General features: G+C 60.8%; 19 protein-coding genes and 1 tRNA gene. 9 read left to right on the top strand and 11 right to left on the bottom strand.

The genetic code is table 11. The annotated features are described in order from the left end of the window. Positions 1–43: 43 nt before the first annotated feature. Positions 44–1,396 carry an MFS transporter gene (locus tag JHD63_RS03820; protein WP_198969331.1) on the bottom strand — a complete coding sequence of 451 codons (1,353 nt, stop codon included), beginning with the start codon at positions 1,394–1,396 and terminating at the stop codon, positions 44–46. A 166-nt stretch (positions 1,397–1,562) separates the two neighbouring features. Between JHD63_RS03820 and cyoA the strand changes: the two genes are divergently transcribed. The 7 genes from cyoA (at position 1,563) to JHD63_RS03785 (ending at position 8,438) form a co-directional block, all read left to right on the top strand. Then, positions 1,563–2,636, top strand: a complete 1,074-nt coding sequence (cyoA, locus tag JHD63_RS03815) for a ubiquinol oxidase subunit II (RefSeq protein ID WP_198969397.1) — start codon at positions 1,563–1,565, stop codon at positions 2,634–2,636. A gap of 80 nt (positions 2,637–2,716) precedes the next feature. Beyond that, complete coding sequence (gene cyoB, locus JHD63_RS03810) at positions 2,717–4,720, top strand: cytochrome o ubiquinol oxidase subunit I (RefSeq protein ID WP_198969330.1); 2,004 nt, start codon at positions 2,717–2,719, stop codon at positions 4,718–4,720. Continuing rightward, positions 4,713–5,354 (top strand): cytochrome o ubiquinol oxidase subunit III, encoded by a 642-nt coding sequence (gene cyoC, locus JHD63_RS03805; RefSeq protein ID WP_198969329.1) that lies wholly within the window; start codon positions 4,713–4,715, stop codon positions 5,352–5,354. Before cyoB ends, cyoC begins: the two co-directional genes overlap by 8 nt. Continuing rightward, a complete protein-coding gene (gene cyoD / locus JHD63_RS03800) occupies positions 5,351–5,746 on the top strand; it encodes a cytochrome o ubiquinol oxidase subunit IV (RefSeq protein ID WP_198969328.1) in 396 nt (131 codons plus the stop codon). The genes cyoC and cyoD overlap by 4 nt, the downstream gene beginning before the upstream one ends. After that, positions 5,743–6,558, top strand: coding sequence for an SURF1 family protein (locus JHD63_RS03795; protein WP_370590387.1), 816 nt, complete (start codon positions 5,743–5,745; stop codon positions 6,556–6,558). The genes cyoD and JHD63_RS03795 overlap by 4 nt, the downstream gene beginning before the upstream one ends. Continuing rightward, complete coding sequence (locus JHD63_RS03790) at positions 6,551–7,912, top strand: ATP-binding protein (RefSeq protein WP_370590386.1); 1,362 nt, start codon at positions 6,551–6,553, stop codon at positions 7,910–7,912. The genes JHD63_RS03795 and JHD63_RS03790 overlap by 8 nt, the downstream gene beginning before the upstream one ends. Then, complete coding sequence (locus JHD63_RS03785; RefSeq protein WP_198969327.1) at positions 7,902–8,438, top strand: response regulator transcription factor; 537 nt, start codon at positions 7,902–7,904, stop codon at positions 8,436–8,438. Before JHD63_RS03790 ends, JHD63_RS03785 begins: the two co-directional genes overlap by 11 nt. Before the next feature lie 120 nt (positions 8,439–8,558). Here JHD63_RS03785 and JHD63_RS03780 read toward each other — a convergent pair. The 10 genes from JHD63_RS03780 to aceA all read right to left on the bottom strand — a co-directional run bounded on the left by JHD63_RS03780 (position 8,559) and on the right by aceA (position 18,116). Further along, positions 8,559–8,635 (bottom strand) — tRNA-Pro (locus JHD63_RS03780). 25 nt (positions 8,636–8,660) lie between these two features. Further along, entirely contained in the window at positions 8,661–9,110 is a 450-nt protein-coding gene (locus JHD63_RS03775) for a MerR family transcriptional regulator (protein ID WP_198969326.1), read from the bottom strand. Positions 9,111–9,268: 158 nt separating this feature from the next. Next, positions 9,269–9,592 (bottom strand): integration host factor subunit alpha, encoded by a 324-nt coding sequence (locus tag JHD63_RS03770; RefSeq protein ID WP_233167571.1) that lies wholly within the window; start codon positions 9,590–9,592, stop codon positions 9,269–9,271. A gap of 10 nt (positions 9,593–9,602) precedes the next feature. Further along, positions 9,603–12,035, bottom strand: a complete 2,433-nt coding sequence (gene pheT, locus JHD63_RS03765) for a phenylalanine--tRNA ligase subunit beta (protein WP_198969391.1) — start codon at positions 12,033–12,035, stop codon at positions 9,603–9,605. A gap of 37 nt (positions 12,036–12,072) precedes the next feature. Then, positions 12,073–13,125: a phenylalanine--tRNA ligase subunit alpha gene (gene pheS / locus JHD63_RS03760; RefSeq protein WP_198969325.1), complete on the bottom strand. Its 1,053-nt coding sequence runs from the start codon at positions 13,123–13,125 to the stop codon at positions 12,073–12,075. A gap of 105 nt (positions 13,126–13,230) precedes the next feature. Continuing rightward, positions 13,231–13,590 (bottom strand): 50S ribosomal protein L20, encoded by a 360-nt coding sequence (rplT, locus tag JHD63_RS03755; RefSeq protein ID WP_005795139.1) that lies wholly within the window; start codon positions 13,588–13,590, stop codon positions 13,231–13,233. A 24-nt stretch (positions 13,591–13,614) separates the two neighbouring features. Continuing rightward, a complete protein-coding gene (gene rpmI, locus JHD63_RS03750) occupies positions 13,615–13,818 on the bottom strand; it encodes a 50S ribosomal protein L35 (protein ID WP_198969323.1) in 204 nt (67 codons plus the stop codon). Positions 13,819–13,976: 158 nt separating this feature from the next. Beyond that, complete coding sequence (infC, locus tag JHD63_RS03745; protein ID WP_198969389.1) at positions 13,977–14,561, bottom strand: translation initiation factor IF-3; 585 nt, start codon at positions 14,559–14,561, stop codon at positions 13,977–13,979. Between the two features lie 82 nt (positions 14,562–14,643). Next, positions 14,644–16,551, bottom strand: a complete 1,908-nt coding sequence (gene thrS / locus JHD63_RS03740) for a threonine--tRNA ligase (protein ID WP_198969320.1) — start codon at positions 16,549–16,551, stop codon at positions 14,644–14,646. 245 nt (positions 16,552–16,796) lie between these two features. Further along, entirely contained in the window at positions 16,797–18,116 is a 1,320-nt protein-coding gene (gene aceA / locus JHD63_RS03735; RefSeq protein WP_198969319.1) for an isocitrate lyase, read from the bottom strand. Positions 18,117–18,570: 454 nt separating this feature from the next. Between aceA and JHD63_RS03730 the strand changes: the two genes are divergently transcribed. Both JHD63_RS03730 and JHD63_RS03725 read left to right on the top strand, forming a co-directional pair. Beyond that, a complete protein-coding gene (locus JHD63_RS03730) occupies positions 18,571–18,912 on the top strand; it encodes an SWIB/MDM2 domain-containing protein (RefSeq protein WP_198969317.1) in 342 nt (113 codons plus the stop codon). A 112-nt stretch (positions 18,913–19,024) separates the two neighbouring features. Next, a partial coding sequence (locus JHD63_RS03725; protein ID WP_198969315.1) for a transposase domain-containing protein occupies positions 19,025–19,211 on the top strand: 187 nt, incomplete at its 3' end.

The raw sequence follows: 19,211 nt of genomic DNA, 5'->3' as shown, positions 1-19,211 counted from the left end.
AGCCAAGGCCCTTGCAATAGCCTGCCGGCCAGGACGCCCTCGGTCAATCGCGAATCTCGAGCGCGCGGTTGAGCCGGAGCGCGGCAAGCGTGCAAACCGCCCCCGACAGCAGGTAGATGCTCACATAGGCCAGGCCAAAATTGGCGGACAGCCCCAGGGCCACCAGCGGAGCGAACGCCGCACCGATCAACCAGGCGAGATCCGAGGTCAAAGCCGCACCGGTGTAGCGGTACTTGGAAGCGAAATTGGCGGTCACCGCCCCCGCCGCCTGACCGTAGGACAGGCCCAGCAGCGCAAAACCAACCAGAATGAAGACATCCTGCGCAAACGGGCCGCCTCCCAGGAGCACGGGAGCAAACACGCTGAACACACCAATCAGGCATGCGAGGATGCCAAGAGTGCTGCGCCGGCCGATGCGATCGGCGATCAGACCCGACGCGATGATGCCGCCCATGGCGATCACGGCCCCCACCATCTGGACGACCAGCACATCATTGATCGGCTGGGTGGCATGCAACGCGATCCACGAAAGAGGAAACACCGTGACAAGATGAAACAGCGCGTAGCTTGCCAGTGCTGCAAAAGCGCCGATGAGCAGATTGCTGCCTTGTGTGCGCAGCATTTCACCGACGTCTGTCGGCTGTAATTCTCGCTCCTCCAGGAGGCGAGAGTACTCATTGGTTTCCACCAGCCGCAAGCGCGCAAAAAGCGCAACGACGTTGATGGCGAATGCGACATAGAAGGGATAACGCCAGCCCCAGTCGAGAAAGTCTTCCATCGACAGCGCCGAATGCAGGAACAGGAACAGCCCGCTGGCCACGATGAAGCCGATCGGCGCGCCAAGCTGGCCGAGCATGGCGTACCAGCCACGGCGATTCTGGGGCGCGTTCAATGCCAGGAGCGAGGGCAGGCCATCCCAGGACCCACCCAGCGCTATTCCCTGCAGGAAACGGAATACGGAAAGAAGCACCACCGCGGAGAAACCCAGGCTGGTATAGCCAGGCAAAAAGGCCATGCCAGCAGTGGAAATGCCCAGAAGGAACAGCGCCGCAGTCAACTTGGTTCCACGCCCCCATCGACGCTGTATCGCCATGAAAGCGACCGATCCCAGCGGCCGGGCGATGAAGGCGAAAGAGAAGATGACGAAAGCGTACAGTGTTCCTTCCAACCGCGTCTCTAATGGGAAGAACACTGCGGGAAAGACCAGCACGGACGCGATACCGTAGACAAAGAAGTCGAAATACTCCGACGCTCGCCCGATGATCACGCCGATGGCGATCTCACCCGGAGCGATTCCGTGGTCGCCATGGTCGCCATGGCCTACAGGCTGCTGCACACCGCGCCCCGCCGTGTACGAAGAAAGCGCGGAAGAATCCGGACTTGTACTGAAGGTCATGCCTGCTCCTTGGTAATTCGGGCTTCGCGTCGCCGGCTCAAACGGCGCAGAAATTGCTTGGCCCATCGGGTCCCACTATAGGACAAAACGTCCAATGTCCACCAGACAGCAATCGTCTTACATTTGGCGGGTTATCGCCCTCCGTTTTCCTCTCTTCCTGCACGGCATGCCTCCCCTGAAAAAACTCCGCGCACTGCTACTGCTTCCTGTGGTCGCCCTGCTCTCAGGCTGCAATGCAGTACTGCTGCGTCCGTCCGGCGACATCGCCGTTCAGCAGCGTGACCTGATCTACATCTCCACGTTCCTGATGCTGCTGATCATCGTTCCGGTGATCTTCCTGACACTGTTCTTTGCCTGGCGCTACCGCAGGTCCAACACCAAGGCCACCTACTCCCCGGACTGGGATCATTCCACCCAGCTCGAACTGGTGATCTGGGCGGCGCCACTGCTGATCATCATCGCGCTCGGCGCGCTGACCTGGATCAGCACCCATACGCTGGATCCCTACCGGCCACTCAGCCGGCTCGACGCCCAGCGCGAAATCCCGGCGGGAACAAAACCCCTGGTGGTCGAGGTGGTCGCGCTCGACTGGAAATGGCTGTTCTTCTATCCGGCAGAGGGCATTGCCACAGTGAATGAATTGGCCGCGCCGGTGGACCGTCCGATCACCTTCAAAATCACGGCATCGTCGGTGATGAACTCGTTCTTCATCCCGGCCTTGGCCGGCCAGATCTACGCCATGCCAGGCATGGAGACCAAGCTGCACGCGGTCATCAACAAACCGGGCGAATTCGAGGGCTTTTCGGCCAACTACAGCGGTGCCGGCTTCTCTGGCATGCGCTTCAAGTTCCATGGCCTGAGCAACGGCAACTTCGACCAGTGGGTGCAGAAGATCAAGGCTGGCGGCGGGGAACTGAGCCGCGATGCCTACCTGCAACTCGAGCGCCCGAGCGAGCGCGAACCCGTGCGCCACTATGGCAGCGTGGCGGGCGGCCTGTACGACGCGATCCTGAACCGCTGCGTGGAGAACAACCGCATGTGCATGAAGGACATGATGGCCATCGACGCCAATGGTGGCCTGGGCCTGCCCGGCACCTACAATCTTGCCTCGCTCGATCTTGCGACCCGCATTCGCCTGGGCTTTGGTGACACCCCCACCCGAAGCTACGTCGCGGCGATGTGCACCGCCAGCGACCCGAGTGGCGCCACGGCCTCTCCCTCCGCCGACAGGCCCCTGTAATACGGCTGCCTGGCGGCCGTAGCCCTTCGCTGTCATCCCCGCTGCGTTGCCCCGCGTCACTCTTGCTCCCCGGACCTACGATGTTCGACCATATCGACCTTACGAAGCTCATCTTCGGCCGCCTCACCTGGGAGGCGATCCCGTATCACGAACCCATCCTGCTCGTGACTTTCATCGCCGTTGCACTGGGCGGCCTGGCGCTCGTCGGCGCCCTGACCTATTTCCGCGCCTGGGGCTACCTGTGGCGCGAGTGGCTGACGAGCATCGATCACAAGAAGATCGGCATCATGTACATAGTGCTGGGCTTGGTGATGCTGCTGCGCGGCTTTGCCGACGCGCTGATGATGCGGCTGCAGCAGGCCATTGCCTTTGGCGACTCGACGGGATTTCTGCCGCCGCACCACTATGACCAGATCTTCACGGCCCATGGCGTGATCATGATCTTCTTCGTGGCCATGCCGCTGGTCACCGGCCTCATGAACTTCGTCGTGCCACTGCAGATCGGTGCACGCGACGTCGCCTTCCCTTTTCTCAACAACTTCAGTTTCTGGATGACGGCCAGCGGTGCCGCGCTGGTGATGATGTCGCTGTTCGTCGGCGAGTTCGCCCGCACCGGCTGGCTGGCGTATCCGCCACTCTCCGGCATCCTGTACAGCCCGGATGTGGGCGTCGATTACTACATCTGGTCCCTGCAGATCGCGGGCATCGGCACCTTGCTGTCAGGCATCAACCTGATCGCCACGATCGTGAAGATGCGCGCGCCAGGCATGAAGCTGATGCGCATGCCGGTGTTCACCTGGACGTCACTGTGCACCAATATCCTGATCGTGGCGGCCTTCCCGGTCCTGACGGCAGTGCTCGCGCTGCTGTCGCTCGACCGCTATGCAGGGACCAACTTCTTCACGAATGACTTCGGGGGTAACCCGATGATGTACGTGAACCTGATCTGGATCTGGGGCCACCCGGAGGTATACATCCTGATACTGCCCTTGTTCGGCGTGTTCTCGGAAGTGGTATCCACCTTCAGCCGCAAACGCCTGTTCGGCTATGCGTCCATGGTGTACGCGACGCTGGTGATCACCATCCTCTCCTATCTGGTCTGGCTGCACCACTTCTTCACCATGGGATCGGGCGCGAGCGTGAACTCCTTCTTCGGTATCACGACCATGATCATCTCGATTCCCACCGGGGCGAAGATCTTCAACTGGCTCTTCACCATGTATCGCGGCCGCATCCGCTTCGAAGTGCCCATGCTCTGGACCATAGGCTTCATGATCACATTCGTCGTCGGTGGCATGACGGGGGTGCTGCTGGCCGTGCCTCCGGCGGACTTCGTGCTGCACAACAGCCTGTTCCTGATCGCGCACTTCCACAATGTGATCATCGGTGGCGTGGTGTTCGGCATCTTTGCCGGCATCACCTACTGGTTTCCGAAAGCCTTCGGCTACAAGCTCGATCCGTTCTGGGGCAAATGCTCGTTCTGGTTTTGGCTCACGGGTTTCTGGTTCGCCTTCATGCCGCTCTATGTGCTGGGCCTGATGGGCGTCACCCGCCGCATGAGCCACTTCGAGGATCCGTCCCTGCAGATCTGGTTCCAGATTGCCGCCTTCGGCGCCTTCCTGGTGGCTCTCGGCATCCTGTGCTTCGTCATCCAACTGGTGGTCAGCTTCTTGCGTCGCGAGTCTCTGCGCGACACCACGGGCGACCCATGGGATGGCCGCACGCTGGAGTGGTCCACTTCGTCACCGCCTCCGGCCTACAACTTCGCATTCACGCCCCGTGTTCATGACAATGATGCGTGGTGGGATATGAAGCAGCGCGGCTACGTGCGGCCGCAAGCGGGGTTCCTCCCGATCCACATGCCGAAGAACACCGGCGCCGGCATCGTGCTGGCTGGGCTCAGCGCTGTGCTTGGCTTTGCACTGATCTGGCATATGTGGGCGCTTGCCGTGCTCACCTTCTTCGTCATTCTGGCCGTGACTGTCGGCCACACCTTCAACTACAAGCGCGACTACTACATCCCGGCGGATCAGGTGGTCCGCACCGAAGCCGATCGCACCCGACTGCTGGCCAGCCATGTCTGATATCACCGCCCCCTTCCCTGCCGGCGCCCCGGGCGCTCCTGGCACTCCGGTTTTCCATGAAACCAAGGAACATCATGTAGAGAACGGCACTCTGCTGGGCTTCTGGCTGTACCTGATGAGCGACTGCCTCATCTTTGCCTGCCTGTTCGCCGTCTACGCGGTGCAGGGACGCAGCTATGCCGCGGGCCCTTCCGGAGCAGATCTGTTCGACCTGCCGCTGGTCGCGCTGAACACGTCGATGCTGCTTCTGTCCTCCATCACCTACGGCTTTGCGATGCTGGAGATGCAGAAGAAGCGCCTGCGGCCAACGCTGTCCTGGCTGGCCGTCACCGGCTTGTTGGGCGCGGCTTTCATCGGCCTGGAACTGTACGAGTTCGCTCACCTGATCCATGTCGGCGCTGGCCCCCAGCGCAGCGCCTTCCTGTCGTCCTTCTTCGCTCTGGTCGGCACGCATGGCCTGCACGTGGCCTTTGGCATCATCTGGCTGGTCACGCTGATGGTGCAACTCTCGCGGCATGGACTGATCGCAGAAAACCGCCGGCGTCTCATGTGCCTGTCCATGTTCTGGCACTTTCTGGACGTGGTCTGGATCGGTGTCTTTACCTTTGTGTACCTGATGGGAGTGCTGCCATGAGCGCGCAGACCGAGACTTCTCACGATACCCACGACCACGCTCATGATCACGACGACGGCGCCAGCCACAGCACCTTGAAGGGCTACCTGACGGGCTTCATCCTGTCGGTGATCCTGACGGCGATCCCGTTCTGGCTGGTGATGGGCAAGGTGTTCGACTCTTCCAGCACAACGGCGACGGTAATACTGGGCTTTGCTGCCGTGCAGATCGTCGTGCACATGGTGTACTTCTTGCACATGAACACCCGCTCCGAAGGCGGCTGGAACATGCTGGCCCTGGTCTTCACCGTCGTCATCGTGGTGATCACCTTGAGCGGTTCGTTGTGGGTGATGTACCACCTGAACCACAACATGATGCCCATGTCGGTACACGACATGAAGAACATGCCTTGACTCAATCGGGCGACCACGAAGCGGAGGCTGCTGAGCGCGGTTTGCGCTCGGCCGCCTCTTTGTTCATCTGGGCCGCATGTGCAGCCCTGCTCTTTGCCGGTTTTGCCGCCCTGGGCAGTTGGCAGCTCGAGCGCCGGGCTTGGAAGCTCGACCTCATCAATCGGGTAGACCAGCGTGTGCACGCCCCTCCCGCCTCGCCGCCTGCTCCAGACCGCTGGGCACACGTGAACGCTGCCGACGACGAGTATCGGCACCTGCGGCTCACCGGGACCTTTCTTCCAGAGCACGTAACGCTGGTGCCGGCCGCCACCGCGCGCGGAAGCGGTTTCTGGGTGTTGGTACCGCTTCGCATGCAGGACGGAAGCATCGTAATCGTCAACCAGGGATTCAGTCCGCCCGAGCACCGGGATGCTGTGACCCATGCCACGCGCCAGGCCCAGCACGAGTCCTCCATTACTGGCCTGCTGCGCATGACGGAGCCGGGGGGCGGCTTCCTGCGCCGGAATGATCCAGCAGCAGACCGTTGGTACTCGCGCGACGTCCAGGCCATCGCCCGAGCGCGCGGACTCACCAACGTCGCGCCCTACTTCCTTGATGCGGACGCCGGCATGACACCTGCCAACGCAGCGGAGACACCAGCCGCCCCTGCAGGGGGTCTGACGGTCATCGCCTTTCACAACAACCATCTGGTCTACGCCATCACTTGGTATGTCCTGGCCCTGGTGGTTGCTGCCGCAGCATGGCGCTTCGGACGCGAGGAGTGGCAGCGACGGCATCGTGACAGTGCCCCACAGGATGCTATCGATGACTGACGCGGAACTGCCACCCAGGACTGAAGCGATGGAGGCCGTGGCGCAGCAGCCTGCGCCCAGCAGTGCTGCGCGGCTCGATGACGCGACGGGGCTGAAGAACATGCTGCAACTGATCCAGTTGCGCTGGATTGCGGTCGTCGGGCAGGTTGTCACGATCGAGGTCGCACACTACGGCTTTGGCATTCGCCTGCCGCTCAACCACATGTTGACGCTGCTGGCCGGCCTTGCTGCCTTCAACGTCGCCAGCCAACTGCGCTATCGCAGTCGACGCGAGGTGACCAATGGGGAGCTCTTCCTCGCACTGCTGGTGGACGTTGGCATGCTGACGGCCCAGCTCTATCTCAGCGGCGGCGCGACCAACCCGTTCACGTTTCTCTATCTGCTGCAGGTCACGTTGGGCGCCGTGCTTCTCAAGCACTGGTCCACCTGGACCATGGTCGCGATCACCGCTGCCTGCCTAGTTGGACTGGCCTTGTTCGGGCGACCGCTGGCATTGCCGCCAGATCATGATCGCGGGCTCCAAAGCCTCTACATCCAGGGCACGCTGATCTGCTTCGCACTGAACGCCGCATTGCTGGTGATTTTCATCACGCGCATCAACCGCAACCTGCGCGAGCGCGATGCTCGTCTGGCGGACTTGCGCCAGCGCGCAGCAGAGGAAGAACATATCGTGCGCATGGGCCTCCTCGCATCTGGCGCTGCGCACGAACTGGGCACCCCCCTGGCAACCCTTGCCGTGATTCTGGGCGACTGGCGGCATCTTCCCCATTTCAGTTCAGACCCCGAACTCCTGCAGGAAGTCACGGAGATGCAGGCGCAGGTACAACGCTGCAAGTCAATCGTGAGCGGCATCTTGCTGTCAGCCGGCGAGGCGCGAGGAGAGTCTTCCGAGGAAACGAGCATCTGCACCTTCCTCGATGACCTGGTAGAGGATTGGAAAGCAACCCGGCCGGTAGTCGCCTTCAGCTATGAAAACAGCTTCGGCCACGATCTGCCCATGGTCTCCGACTCCGCCCTGAAGCAGATGATCTGCAACGTACTGGACAATGCACTGGAGGCCTCGCCCGGCGGCATGCGTCTTGAAGCCTCAAGAGACGCCGAAACGCTGAAGCTGACGGTCACGGATCAAGGACCTGGCTTCGCGCCCGGCATGCTCGGGCAGTTCGGCAAACCCTACCAGTCGAGCAAAGGCCGGCCAGGCGGAGGACTAGGGCTGTTCCTGGCGGTCAACGTGGCACGCACGCTGGGCGGCAGCGTGACAGCGTGTAATCGCCCGGAAGGCGGTGCCCGTGTCACCATCACGCTGCCGCTGTCGGCCATTACCCTCGAGGAAGATGAAGGACATGCAAGCTGATCGCCTGCTGCTGATCGTCGAGGACGACGCTGCGTTCGCACGCACCCTCGGCCGCTCATTCGAAAGGCGCGGCTACACGGTGGCATTGGCGGCCAGCCTGGACGACGTGACGCACTGTCTGCGGGACCACTCCCCCGGCTACGCGGTGGTCGACCTCAAGCTGAACGGCGATGCCTCAGGGCTTGCATGCGTGCAGGCTCTGCACGCGCATGACCCGCACATGCTGATCGTGGTGCTGACCGGTTTTGCCAGCATTGCCACGGCTGTCGAAGCCATCAAGTTGGGCGCCCGCCACTATCTGGCAAAACCCTCCAACACGGACGACATAGAAGCTGCATTTGGTCGATCCATGGGCAACACGGAAGTTGAATTGACCAACCGCGCCACCTCGATCAAGACCCTGGAATGGGAGAGGATCCACGAAACACTGGCAGAAACAGGCTTCAATATTTCCGAGACGGCACGACGTCTTGGAATGCATCGCCGTACGCTGGCAAGAAAGCTGGAGAAGCAGCGCGTCAAGTGACGATGCGCGAAGCCATCGATCATCAGCGTGCCTTAGTCGTACGACCGGCTCAACATCTTGGAGAAAAGAAAAACGGGTTACGACTTTTGGTCGTAACCCGTTTTCTTATTCAGGAAAACATGGTCGGCGTGGCGGGATTCGAACTCGCGACCCCTTGCACCCCATGCAAGTGCGCTACCAGGCTGCGCTACACGCCGACAAGCCTCATAGTATAAGCTGGAATCAATCCGAGACTGCCAGCAACTCTCGAATTTCGAACAATTCCTTTCGGAGTGCAGGTAGTTCGTGCAGCCAAGCCTCAGGCGACGAGCGATGCTCGCGAGCAGGCGCGTGCGGCTCAGACGTCGGCACAGTCCAGCATGCGAATTCCTCCTCGACATCCTGCGCTCCGGACCGCGCGCCGCTCCGCTCCGCCTGCATCCACTCTTGCAGCTTGCTGCGGGCCCCGCTGATGGTGAAACCTTCGTCGTACAGCAGATCCCGTATGCGACGGATCATGAGCACCTCATGACGCTGGTAGTAGCGCCGATTGCCTCGGCGCTTCATGGGTCGCAGTTGGGCAAACTCCTGCTCCCAATAGCGTAGCACGTGCGGCTTTACGTCGCACAGGTCACCTACTTCGCCGATCGTGAAGTAGCGCTTGGCAGGAATGGAAGGGAGCGGTTTGACCATGGATTCACAGCGAGGCAAAGCAAGCGCCGAAGCGTACCCCAACTCTCCGCTTGCATGAAGAAGAAGACGCTCAGAGGCGCATCGCGTGCCACGCCTCGGAAGGTGTGGATGAATCCGGCGTGCCCAAACGGGCATCGTGCGTTCATCTACACCATCTCTCAACCCTGAATCCGCTCCTTGAGCTTGTGACTGGCATGGAAAGTCACGACCCGCCGCGCCTGGATGGGGATCGACTCACCAGTGCGCGGGTTGCGACCGGGGCGCGGCGCCTTGATCCGGATCTGGAAATTGCCGAAACCCGACAGTTTCACATCCTCTCCCTCAACCAGCCGGCAGGACACGAGATCGAAGAAGGCGTCGATCATGTCCTTGGATTCGCGCTTGTTGAGTCCGATCTGGTCGAACAGGAGTTCGGCCAATTGCGCCTTGGTCAAAGCCGGCATTTCAAGGCTCTCGACCGATAGCATCTTGTCATCCTCCATTTGCTGCTCCTCAGGAACGAAGCCGGGCGCCGACCTGGTCTGCCAAAGCCGCCAATACGGCCCGCACGGCTGCATCGATGCGCGACTCGTCCAGTGCAGCATCACCGCCATTGAGGACGAGCCTCAGTGCCAGGCTCTTCTCTCCTTCAGCCAAAGTGCTGGTTGCAGACTCCGTCTTGCCAGGCTTTGGGCGATAAACATCGAAAAGCGTGATATCGCGCAGCACACCGCCTACCGCGGCGGCACGCGCGGCGGACTGCACCTGGGCATGCGTCACGGATTCCGCCACTACCACTGCAATGTCGCGCTCGACGTCCTGCTGCTTCTCAACCGGACGCGGCACCGGGATCCGACGCTGCAAAACGGCGGAAAGCTCCAACTCGAACAGCACGGGCGCCTGCGAAAACCCGTAGGCCTGTCGCCAACGGGGATGTAGTTCCCCAATGTGACCAATGGCGTTGCCCTCGAGCAGCACACGTGCACAACGGCCCGGATGCAGTGCAGGATGCTCGCATGGTTCGAACACCGGCAAGGCTGGGGCCAACAGCGCCTCCACATCGCCCTTGACATCGAAGAAATCGACAGTGGCTTCGGGGCGCCCCCATTGCAGTACATCGGCGGTACCATGTACGGCCCCCGCCAGCCGCATGGGTTGGTCGAAGCCCTGAACAGTGGTGTCGCTGTTCGGTACCGACGCATTGCGCAAAAACACCCGGCCGCACTCAAAGACTCGCACGCGCGAGGCCTTGCGATCCAGATTGAACTTCAACACCTGCAGCAAGGAACCGAGCAGGGAAGAGCGCATCACGCTCATGTGACTCGCAATCGGATTCAGGAGCTGAATCGGCCGGTCGTTGCCCGCCAGTTCCCGCTCCCAGCGCTCTTCGACGAAACTGAAGTTGATCGTCTCCTGGTAGCCGAGAGCGGCCAGTGCGCGCCGGACGGCGTAGGGACTTCGCTGCGACTCTGCACGCAGCCGCGGGGTGATCGGCGCCAATGGCGGCGTGGTCGGCAGGTTCTCGTACCCCACCATGCGCGCGACCTCCTCGATGAGGTCCTCTTCAAGCGAAAGATCGAAACGCCAGGATGGCGGCGTGACGGTCAATGCTCCTTCGCCCAGCGCTACGGGCAGGCCAAGGGCCGTGAGGGCATCTGCGCACTGCTTCAGTGTCAGCGGCATGCCGATTACCTTAGCCGCACGTGCTGCGCGCAGCGTTACCGGCCGGGCAACCGGCAGGTTCGACTGCAGGTCCGTCACGGGGCCGGCTTCGCCGCCGCAAATCTCCAGCACCAGTGCTGTGACGCGCTCGAGGTACTCAACGGTCCGCCCCGGGTCCACGCCTCGCTCGAAACGGTGTCCCGCTTCAGTCGAGAAATTGAAGCGGCGCGAGCGCCCCGCAACAGCGCCGGGGTACCAGAACGCAGCTTCGATGTAGATGTTGGTGGTTGCATCCGACACGGCGGTGGCGTCTCCGCCCATGATGCCGGCCAGCGACTCGACCTGCGCCTCATCTGCGATCACCCCGACCTTCTCGTCCAATGCGACGGTATTGCCATTGAGCAGCCTCAACTGCTCCCCTGCTTGGCCCCAGCGCACGCATAGACCGCCCCGCAGCTTGTCGAGATCGAAGATATGCGAAGGCTGGCCCAACTCGAACATCACGTAGTTCGAGATATCGACCAAGGGGGAGACGCTACGCTGGCCACAGCGCGCGAGTCGGTCCACCATCCATGCTGGTGTCGCCGCGCGCGGATTGACTCCGCGCACCACACGACCCGAGAAGCGACCGCACAGATCAGGTGCCAGCACCTGCACCGGCACTTGCTGGTCGTGCACTACCTTCACCGACGGAAACTGAAGAGCCTTCAGCGGGGTACCGGTCAGGGCTGCGAGTTCGCGCGCAACGCCGTGAACGCTCAGGCAATGCGCCAGGTTGGGTGTGAGCTTGAGCGTGAAAAGTGTGTCATCCAGACTCAGCCAGCTGCGGATATCCGTCCCCACCGGCGCATCGGCGGCTAGCTCCAGCAAGCCCTCATTCGCCTCGCCGAGCTGCAGTTCGCGCGCAGAACACAGCATCCCGAAGCTCTCCACGCCGCGCAGCTTGCCAACCTTGATCAGGAATGGCTTGCCATCTTCGCCGGGCGGCAATTCCGCGCCTACCAGGGCACAGGGCACCTTGATGCCAGCACGTGCATTGGGAGCGCCGCAAACGATGCTGAGCGGGCTACCTTGACCCGCATCCACCCGGCAGACCCGCAGACGATCCGCATTCGGATGCTGAAGGGCTTCGAGGATCTCTCCCACCACGACCTTGCTGAAGCGCGAAGCGACGGGACGCAGATCCTCCACCTCGAGACCCGCCATGGTCAGCGTATTGGCCAACGCCTGCGTATCCAACGGAGGATTGCAAAACTCGCGCAGCCAGGATTCCGGAAATTGCATTTTCTCGTTCTCGAATATTCGTTCTGATGATGTCGATCTACTGGAACTGGCGCAGGAAGCGGATGTCTCCATCGAAGAAAAGGCGCAGATCGTTGACCCCGTAGCGCAGCATGGTGAGACGATCGGGGCCCATGCCAAAGGCAAATCCGATGAAGCGCTCGGGGTCCAGGCCCATGTTGCGTATGACATTCGGATGAACCTGCCCCGCGCCCGAGACTTCCAGCCAGTGACCTGCATTCGGCCCTGACTGGAATTGGATATCGATTTCCGCGCTGGGCTCGGTGAAAGGGAAGAAGCTGGGACGGAACCGCAGCACCAGATCATCGGACTCGAAAAACGCACGGCAGAAGTCGGTGAAAACGACCTTCAGGTCTTTGAAGCTCACGTTCTCTCCAACCCACAGGCCCTCGCACTGGTGGAACATCGGCGAATGGGTGGCATCGCTGTCCACCCGATAGGTGCGGCCCGGCGCGATCACCCGGATCTCCGGCATGGCCTGACCTGCGTCGATCAGCGCCCGATAGCGCTTGACGTGCTGCACTGCATGGCGGATCTGCATCGGGCTGGTATGCGTGCGCAACAACAGCGGAGACGCCTCGCTGCCGCCCTCCACATAGAAGGTATCGTGCATCGACCGCGCCGGATGATCCTCGGGCGTATTGAGCGCGGTGAAGTTGAACCAGTCCGTCTCGATCTCAGGGCCGTCAGCAACCACAAAGCCCATGGAGCCGAAGATGCCCTCGATCCGCTCCAGTGTCAGCGAAACCGGGTGCAGGCCACCCTCGCCTCGCCGCCGTCCAGGCAGACTCACGTCCAGCGCCTCGGCCTTGAGTTGCCGGTCTAGTTCTTCATCGGCGAGGGCTTGCCGACGGGCATTGAGCGCGGCTTCGATGGCCTGCTTTGCGGTATTGATGACCGCCCCACGCGTTTTCTTCTCCTCCACGGGGAGCGCAGCCAGGCCCTTCATCAACTCGGTGATGCGGCCGGACTTGCCCAGGAACAGCGCTTTGGCATTCTCCAGATCAGCGGGTGTCGCAGCGTCCGCAAAGCTCGTCTGCGCGCTGCGAACCAGGGCTTCCAACTCGTTCATAAAGTCTCTTGTGAAATGAAAAAGGGCTAGTGCTTGTGCAAGCCCTAGCCCTTGTTTCTGGTGCACAGACCACGGCAAAAACATGCCGCAGACCGCCGTCGAACATCAAGCTGCCAGCTTGGCCTTGACTTGTTCCACGATGCTGCCAAATGCAGCCTTGTCATGCACGGCGAGGTCAGCCAGCATCTTGCGGTCGATCTCGATAGAGGCCTTCTTCAGGCCGTTGGCAAACTGACTGTAGGTCAGCCCCAGTTCACGGGCCGCCGCGTTGATACGGGCGATCCAGAGCTGACGGAAAACGCGCTTCTTCGTACGGCGGTCACGGTAGGCATATTGCCCAGCCTTCATCACCGCCTGCTTGGCGATCCGGAAAACGTTGCCGCGACGACCGCGGAAGCCCTTGGCAAGGGCAAGAACCTTCTTGTGGCGGGCGCGAGCCGTTACACCACGTTTGACGCGAGGCATGTGAGTACTCCTTGTTCGTCTGGATTAAATGCCCATGCCGGGCAGCATCGCGGCCATCGAAACCATGTTGGTCTCGTGAACGGACACCGAACCGCGCAGATGGCGCTTGTTCTTGGTGGTCTTCTTGGTCAGGATGTGACGCTTGAAGGCTTGACCGCGCTTGACGGTGCCACCGGGACGAACGCGGAAGCGTTTCTTCGCGCTGCTCTTGGTTTTCATTTTGGGCATATCAATGCTCCTTTTACTTGTGCTCGTGAGGCGCCGTGAAACCTTCACGGACTTGATGGCCCCGAGCCACTTTTCAGGGCGACGGATCAACCGCTGCCCTGTATGGAGAAGCCCTGGCTTCTCCGCAGCCCCCGCTTGCGCGAGGAATGAACTGTCATTCAGGCCGCCGGTGCCGGCTCCGCGGCCTTTGCCGCAACTTTCTTGCGGTTCGGCGCGATCATCATGATCATCTGCCGCCCCTCAAGCTTGGGGAACTGCTCGATCACGATCAAGTCGGAGAGCTCTTCCCGGATGCGCTGAAGCAGCGCCATGCCGATTTCCTGGTGCGTGATCTCCCGTCCCCGGAAGCGCAGCGTAATCTTGCACTTGTCACCCTCGGCCAAGAAGCGACGGATGTTGCGCATCTTGATGTTGTAGTCGCCATCGTCGGTGCCTGGACGGAACTTGATCTCTTTGATCTCGATGACCGTCTGCTTGGCTTTCGCTTCAGCCGCCTTCTTCTGTTCCTGGTACTTGAACTTGCCATAGTCCATGAGACGGCACACTGGCGGATTGGCAGTGGCGGCGATCTCGACCAGGTCGACATCAAGCTCACCTGCCATGCGCAAGGCCTCGGCCAAGCTCACGATCCCCAGAGGCTCATTCTCGGGACCGGAGAGGCGCACTTCCGGCGCCATGATCTCCCGGTTCAACCGATGCTTGCGTTCTTCACGGTGACGGCGGTCACGAAATTCAGTAGCGATGGCTCAATCCTTCAAAAAACGCTACAAAACTTGTAGCAAAAAGCCGGCACATGGACGCGCAGGAACCGTTCTTTGGCGAGATTCAGTTCTTGAGAGCAATATCGCCCGAAACTTGCTGAATGAAGTCTCCGAGAGACATGGCACCGAGGTCTTTGTTGCCCCGAGCGCGCACTGCGACAGCGCCAGCCGCCTTTTCCTTGTCGCCCACGACGAGGATGTACGGCAGCTTCTTCAACGAGTGCTCCCGTATTTTATACGTTATCTTTTCGTTGCGCAGATCCAACTCCACCCTCAAGCCCTGATTCCGCATCGCTTTGGCTATTTCGCGACAGTAGTCGGCCTGCGCATCCGTGATGTTCAGCACCGCTACCTGCACTGGTGCAAGCCACGCCGGCATGGCGCCCGCGTGGTGCTCAACCAGCATGCCGATGAAGCGCTCCAGACTCCCGACAATCGCACGGTGCAACATGATCGGGCGATGGCGCGCACCATCTTCGCCGACATACTCCGCCCCCAATCGCTCCGGCATGGATGGATCGACCTGGATGGTGCCGCACTGCCACTGGCGCCCGATGGCATCGCGCAGGGTGTACTCGAGCTTGGGGCCGTAGAAGGCGCCATCTCCAGGCGCGATCTGGAAGTCGCAGCCGGACGCGCGCAAGCTGTCCATCAATGCCTGCTCCGCCTTATCCCAGCTCTCCTCCGAACCAATGCGCTTTTCCGGGCGCGTGGCCACCTTGTAGATGATGTCCGCGAAGCCGAAATCCTTGTAGACGCGCTGCAGCAGCGCCGTGAAATTGGCGCACTCCTGCTGTATCTGGTCTTCGGTGCAGAAGATGTGCCCATCATCCTGAGTGAAGGCGCGCACGCGCATGATGCCGTGCAACCCGCCCGTCGGCTCGTTTCGATGGCACTGGCCGAATTCGCCGTATCGCAAGGGCAGGTCCCGGTAGCTCTTTACACCCTGATTGAAGATCAGGATGTGGCCTGGGCAGTTCATGGGCTTGAGCGCATAGTCGCGCTTTTCGCTCTCGGTTGTGAACATGTTCTCGCGATACTTGTCCCAGTGACCGGTCTTTTCCCAAAGCCCCTTGTCGAGGATCTGCGGCCCCTTCACCTCCTGATAGCCATTGTCGCGGTAGACACGGCGCATGTACTGCTCCACCTCCTGCCAGATGGTCCAGCCCTTGGGATGCCAGAACACCGTGCCAGGGGAATGCTCATCGATGTGGAACAGGTCCAGCTCCCGACCGAGGCGGCGGTGGTCCCGCTTCTCGGCCTCCTCGATGCGCCTGATGTAGGCGTCCAAATCCTTCTTGTCCGCCCAGGCCGTGCCGTAGATGCGCTGCAACTGCTCGTTCTTGGCATCACCGCGCCAATAAGCACCCGATACGCGGGTGAGCTTGAAATTCTTGAGGAAGCGCGTGTTAGGCACGTGGGGACCACGACACATGTCGACGTACTCCTGGTGGTAGTACAGGCCCATGGCCTTTTCATCCGGCATGTCCTCCACCAGGCGCAGCTTGTAGTCCTCGCCGCGCGAGCGGAACACTTCGATGACCTCGGCGCGCGGTGTCATCTTCTTGACGACGTCGTAGTCCTGTGAAATCAACTCCTTCATGCGCTGCTCGATCGCGGCGACGTCTTCAGGAGTGAAGGGGCGCTCGTACGAGATGTCGTAGTAGAAGCCCTCCTCGATCACGGGGCCGATCACCATCTTCGCCGTCGGATACAACTGCTTCACGGCATGCCCCACCAAGTGGGCGGTGGAGTGCCGGATGATCTCCACGCCCTCCTGATCCCTTGGCGTGATGATCTGCAGCCTGGCGTCGTGATCAATCAAGTCGCTGGCGTCCACGAGCACGCCATCCACCTTGCCGGCAACGGTCATCCTGGCCAGGCCAGCGCCGATCGAGTGTGCGACATCGGCGACGGACACCGGGCCGGGGAACTGGCGTTGCGAGTTGTCGGGAAGCGTGATCTGGATCATGGTGAATGCGAGAGAAAAACAAAAAAGCGCGGAAGACCCGCGCTTTTGAGGTATGCATCGAACGTGCAGGCGCGAACTCTCGGCCGCTAGTGGCCGGTGCGGATCTCCGTCGTAGTTCGCGGTGTCATAACCAAGTTGCCTTTCTCGCCCTTGCTGGTGAATGTGCAGGCAAGTTTAGCACCCGCACGCGAGAAGCCCGGCACTGGGCGCTGGCATCGCAACGCGGTCGCCAGCGCCGCCGCCAGTCAATGGAACTGCTCTTCCTCGGTCGACCCCGTCAGGGCGGTAACGCTCGACTTGCCTCCCTGGATGGCGGTCGTCACCTCGTCGAAGTAACCAGTGCCGACCTCCTGCTGATGCGACACGAACGTGTAGCCTCGGTCGCGCGCCGCAAATTCGGGCTCCTGCACCTTCTCGACATAGGCAGACATGCCGCGCTGCGCGTAGTCCTGCGCCAGATCGAACATATTGAACCACATCGAATGAATGCCGGCCAGCGTGATGAACTGGTACTTGTAGCCCATGGCTCCGAGCTCTCGCTGGAACTTGGCGATGGTCGCGTCGTCCAGGTTCTTCCTCCAATTGAAGGAAGGCGAGCAGTTGTAGGCCAGAAGCTTGCCAGGATGCACCTTGTGAACGGCGTCGGCAAACTTCTTGGCGAACGCCAGATCCGGCGTCCCCGTTTCACACCACACCAAGTCTGCATAGTGCGCATAAGCGATGGCACGCGAGATGGCCTGGTCTATGCCTTTGCGGGTCTTGTAAAAGCCCTCGGCCGTACGCTCGCCCGTCAGGAAGGGCTTGTCATTCTCGTCATGGTCGCTGGTGAGGAGATCAGCCGCCTCGGCATCGGTACGGGCGATGACGAGCGTCGGAGTTCCGCACACGTCGGCCGCCATGCGTGCGGCAATCAGCTTCTGCACGGCATCCTGCGTCGGCACCAGGACCTTGCCCCCCATGTGCCCGCACTTCTTGACGGACGCCAACTGGTCCTCGAAATGCACGCCACTGGCTCCGGCGCGGATCATGGCCTTCATCAGTTCGAATGCGTTGAGCACACCGCCAAAGCCTGCCTCGGCATCAGCCACGATGGGAGCAAAGTAGTCCACATACTGCTGGTCGCCAGGATTTACGCCCTTGGACCACTGAATCTCGTCGGCGCGGCGGAAGGTGTTGTTGATGCGCTCGACCACCGTGGGAACCGAGTCCACCGGATAGAGGGACTGGTCCGGATACATCGCGGCATAGCTGTTGTTGTCCGCCGCAACCTGCCAACCTGACAAGTAGATCGCCTTGATGCCCGCCTTGACCTGCTGCATGGCCTGCCCGCCGGTCAACGCCCCCAGGCAGTTGACGTAGGGTTCGTTGTGCACCAGGTTCCAGAGCTTCTCTGCGCCACGGCGGGCCAGCGTGTACTCGATGGGGAAGGATCCACGCAGCCGCACCACGTCGGCAGCGCCGTAGCCCCGCTTGACCCCCTTCCAGCGGGGGTTGGTAGCCCACTCCTTCTCAAGCGCAGAAATCTGCTGCTCGCGGCTCAACTGTTCAGTGATGGTTTGCGGCATGTTGACACTCCAGGGTTGATGAGAGGAAGACTTGGCGCAGATCCCTGCATCCAAGTCCATGCCGCAACTTTAAGTCTTCTACAAGACCATTCCACCTCTTATATCTTATAGAAGATTAGATATTTTTTCTAAATAAATCAATAACCTACAATCTCATTACCTCAATGTGAAATTTCATCTCTCATATCAAGAAAATTTAATGCGCCGCAGCATTTGCGCTTTTCACAATGAGAAAACAATGAGAGCATCATGAAATTGCCGATGCATGCGCTGGCGCATGGCACCGCCTCTTGCGGCTGAAAAAAACACGACCACGCCCCTTCATCCGAGGGGTGAAAAAGTGCGTTTTCGCTTGGAGGCGCGTTTTTTCTCCAGTAGCATGCGCACAGCCAGCGGAGAGGCTGCTTTCTTGCTGGCCACAGGATAAAACCAACTTCCAGACAAGGAATAGATCATGGCAACTGCAAAGAAAGTCCCGGCCAAAGCGCCGGCCAAGAAGGCTGCTCCAGCCAAGGCTCCAGCGGCCAAGAAGACGCCAGCGGCAAAGCGCACACCCAATGCCGCGTTCATGAAGGCGCTCACGCCGAGCCCTGCATTGGCTGCCGTGGTGGGCACCGCGCCCCTGCCCCGGACCGAGATCGTCAGCAAGCTCTGGGTCTACATCAAAAAGCACGACCTGCAGGACAAGGCCAACAAGCGCAACATCAACGCGGATGCCAAGCTCAAGCTGATCTTCGGCAAGGATCAGGTTTCGATGTTCGAGCTTGCCTCGCTGATCGGCAAGCATGTGAGCTGAGACCAGCGCCCACAGCAAAAAGGCCGGCTTTGCCGCAATGCCAGTCAGATAAGCCCAAGCGAAGCTGAAGGCAGGTAAAAAGGGAACGTATGGACCACGTTCCCTTTTTACTTTGAGCCTGCTGCAAACGACCCTGAACGAGACATTGGAGGCACTCCCTGCCAATGGGATAGCCGAGTTGAGCGCCCTGATCGACCCGGGCTGGATCGAACAAGCCTTGCAAGCCACGGGCAAGGCTTCGATACGGCGCCGCAAGCTGCCGGCGCAACATGCCGTGTGGCTGGTGATTGGTCTGGCCT

The sequence above is a fragment of the Xylophilus sp. ASV27 genome, from assembly GCF_016428875.1.
Taxonomy (GTDB): domain Bacteria; phylum Pseudomonadota; class Gammaproteobacteria; order Burkholderiales; family Burkholderiaceae_C; genus Xylophilus.
The sequence above is the reverse complement of the archived record's forward strand: the minus strand, read 5'-3'. Positions and strand labels throughout refer to the sequence as shown.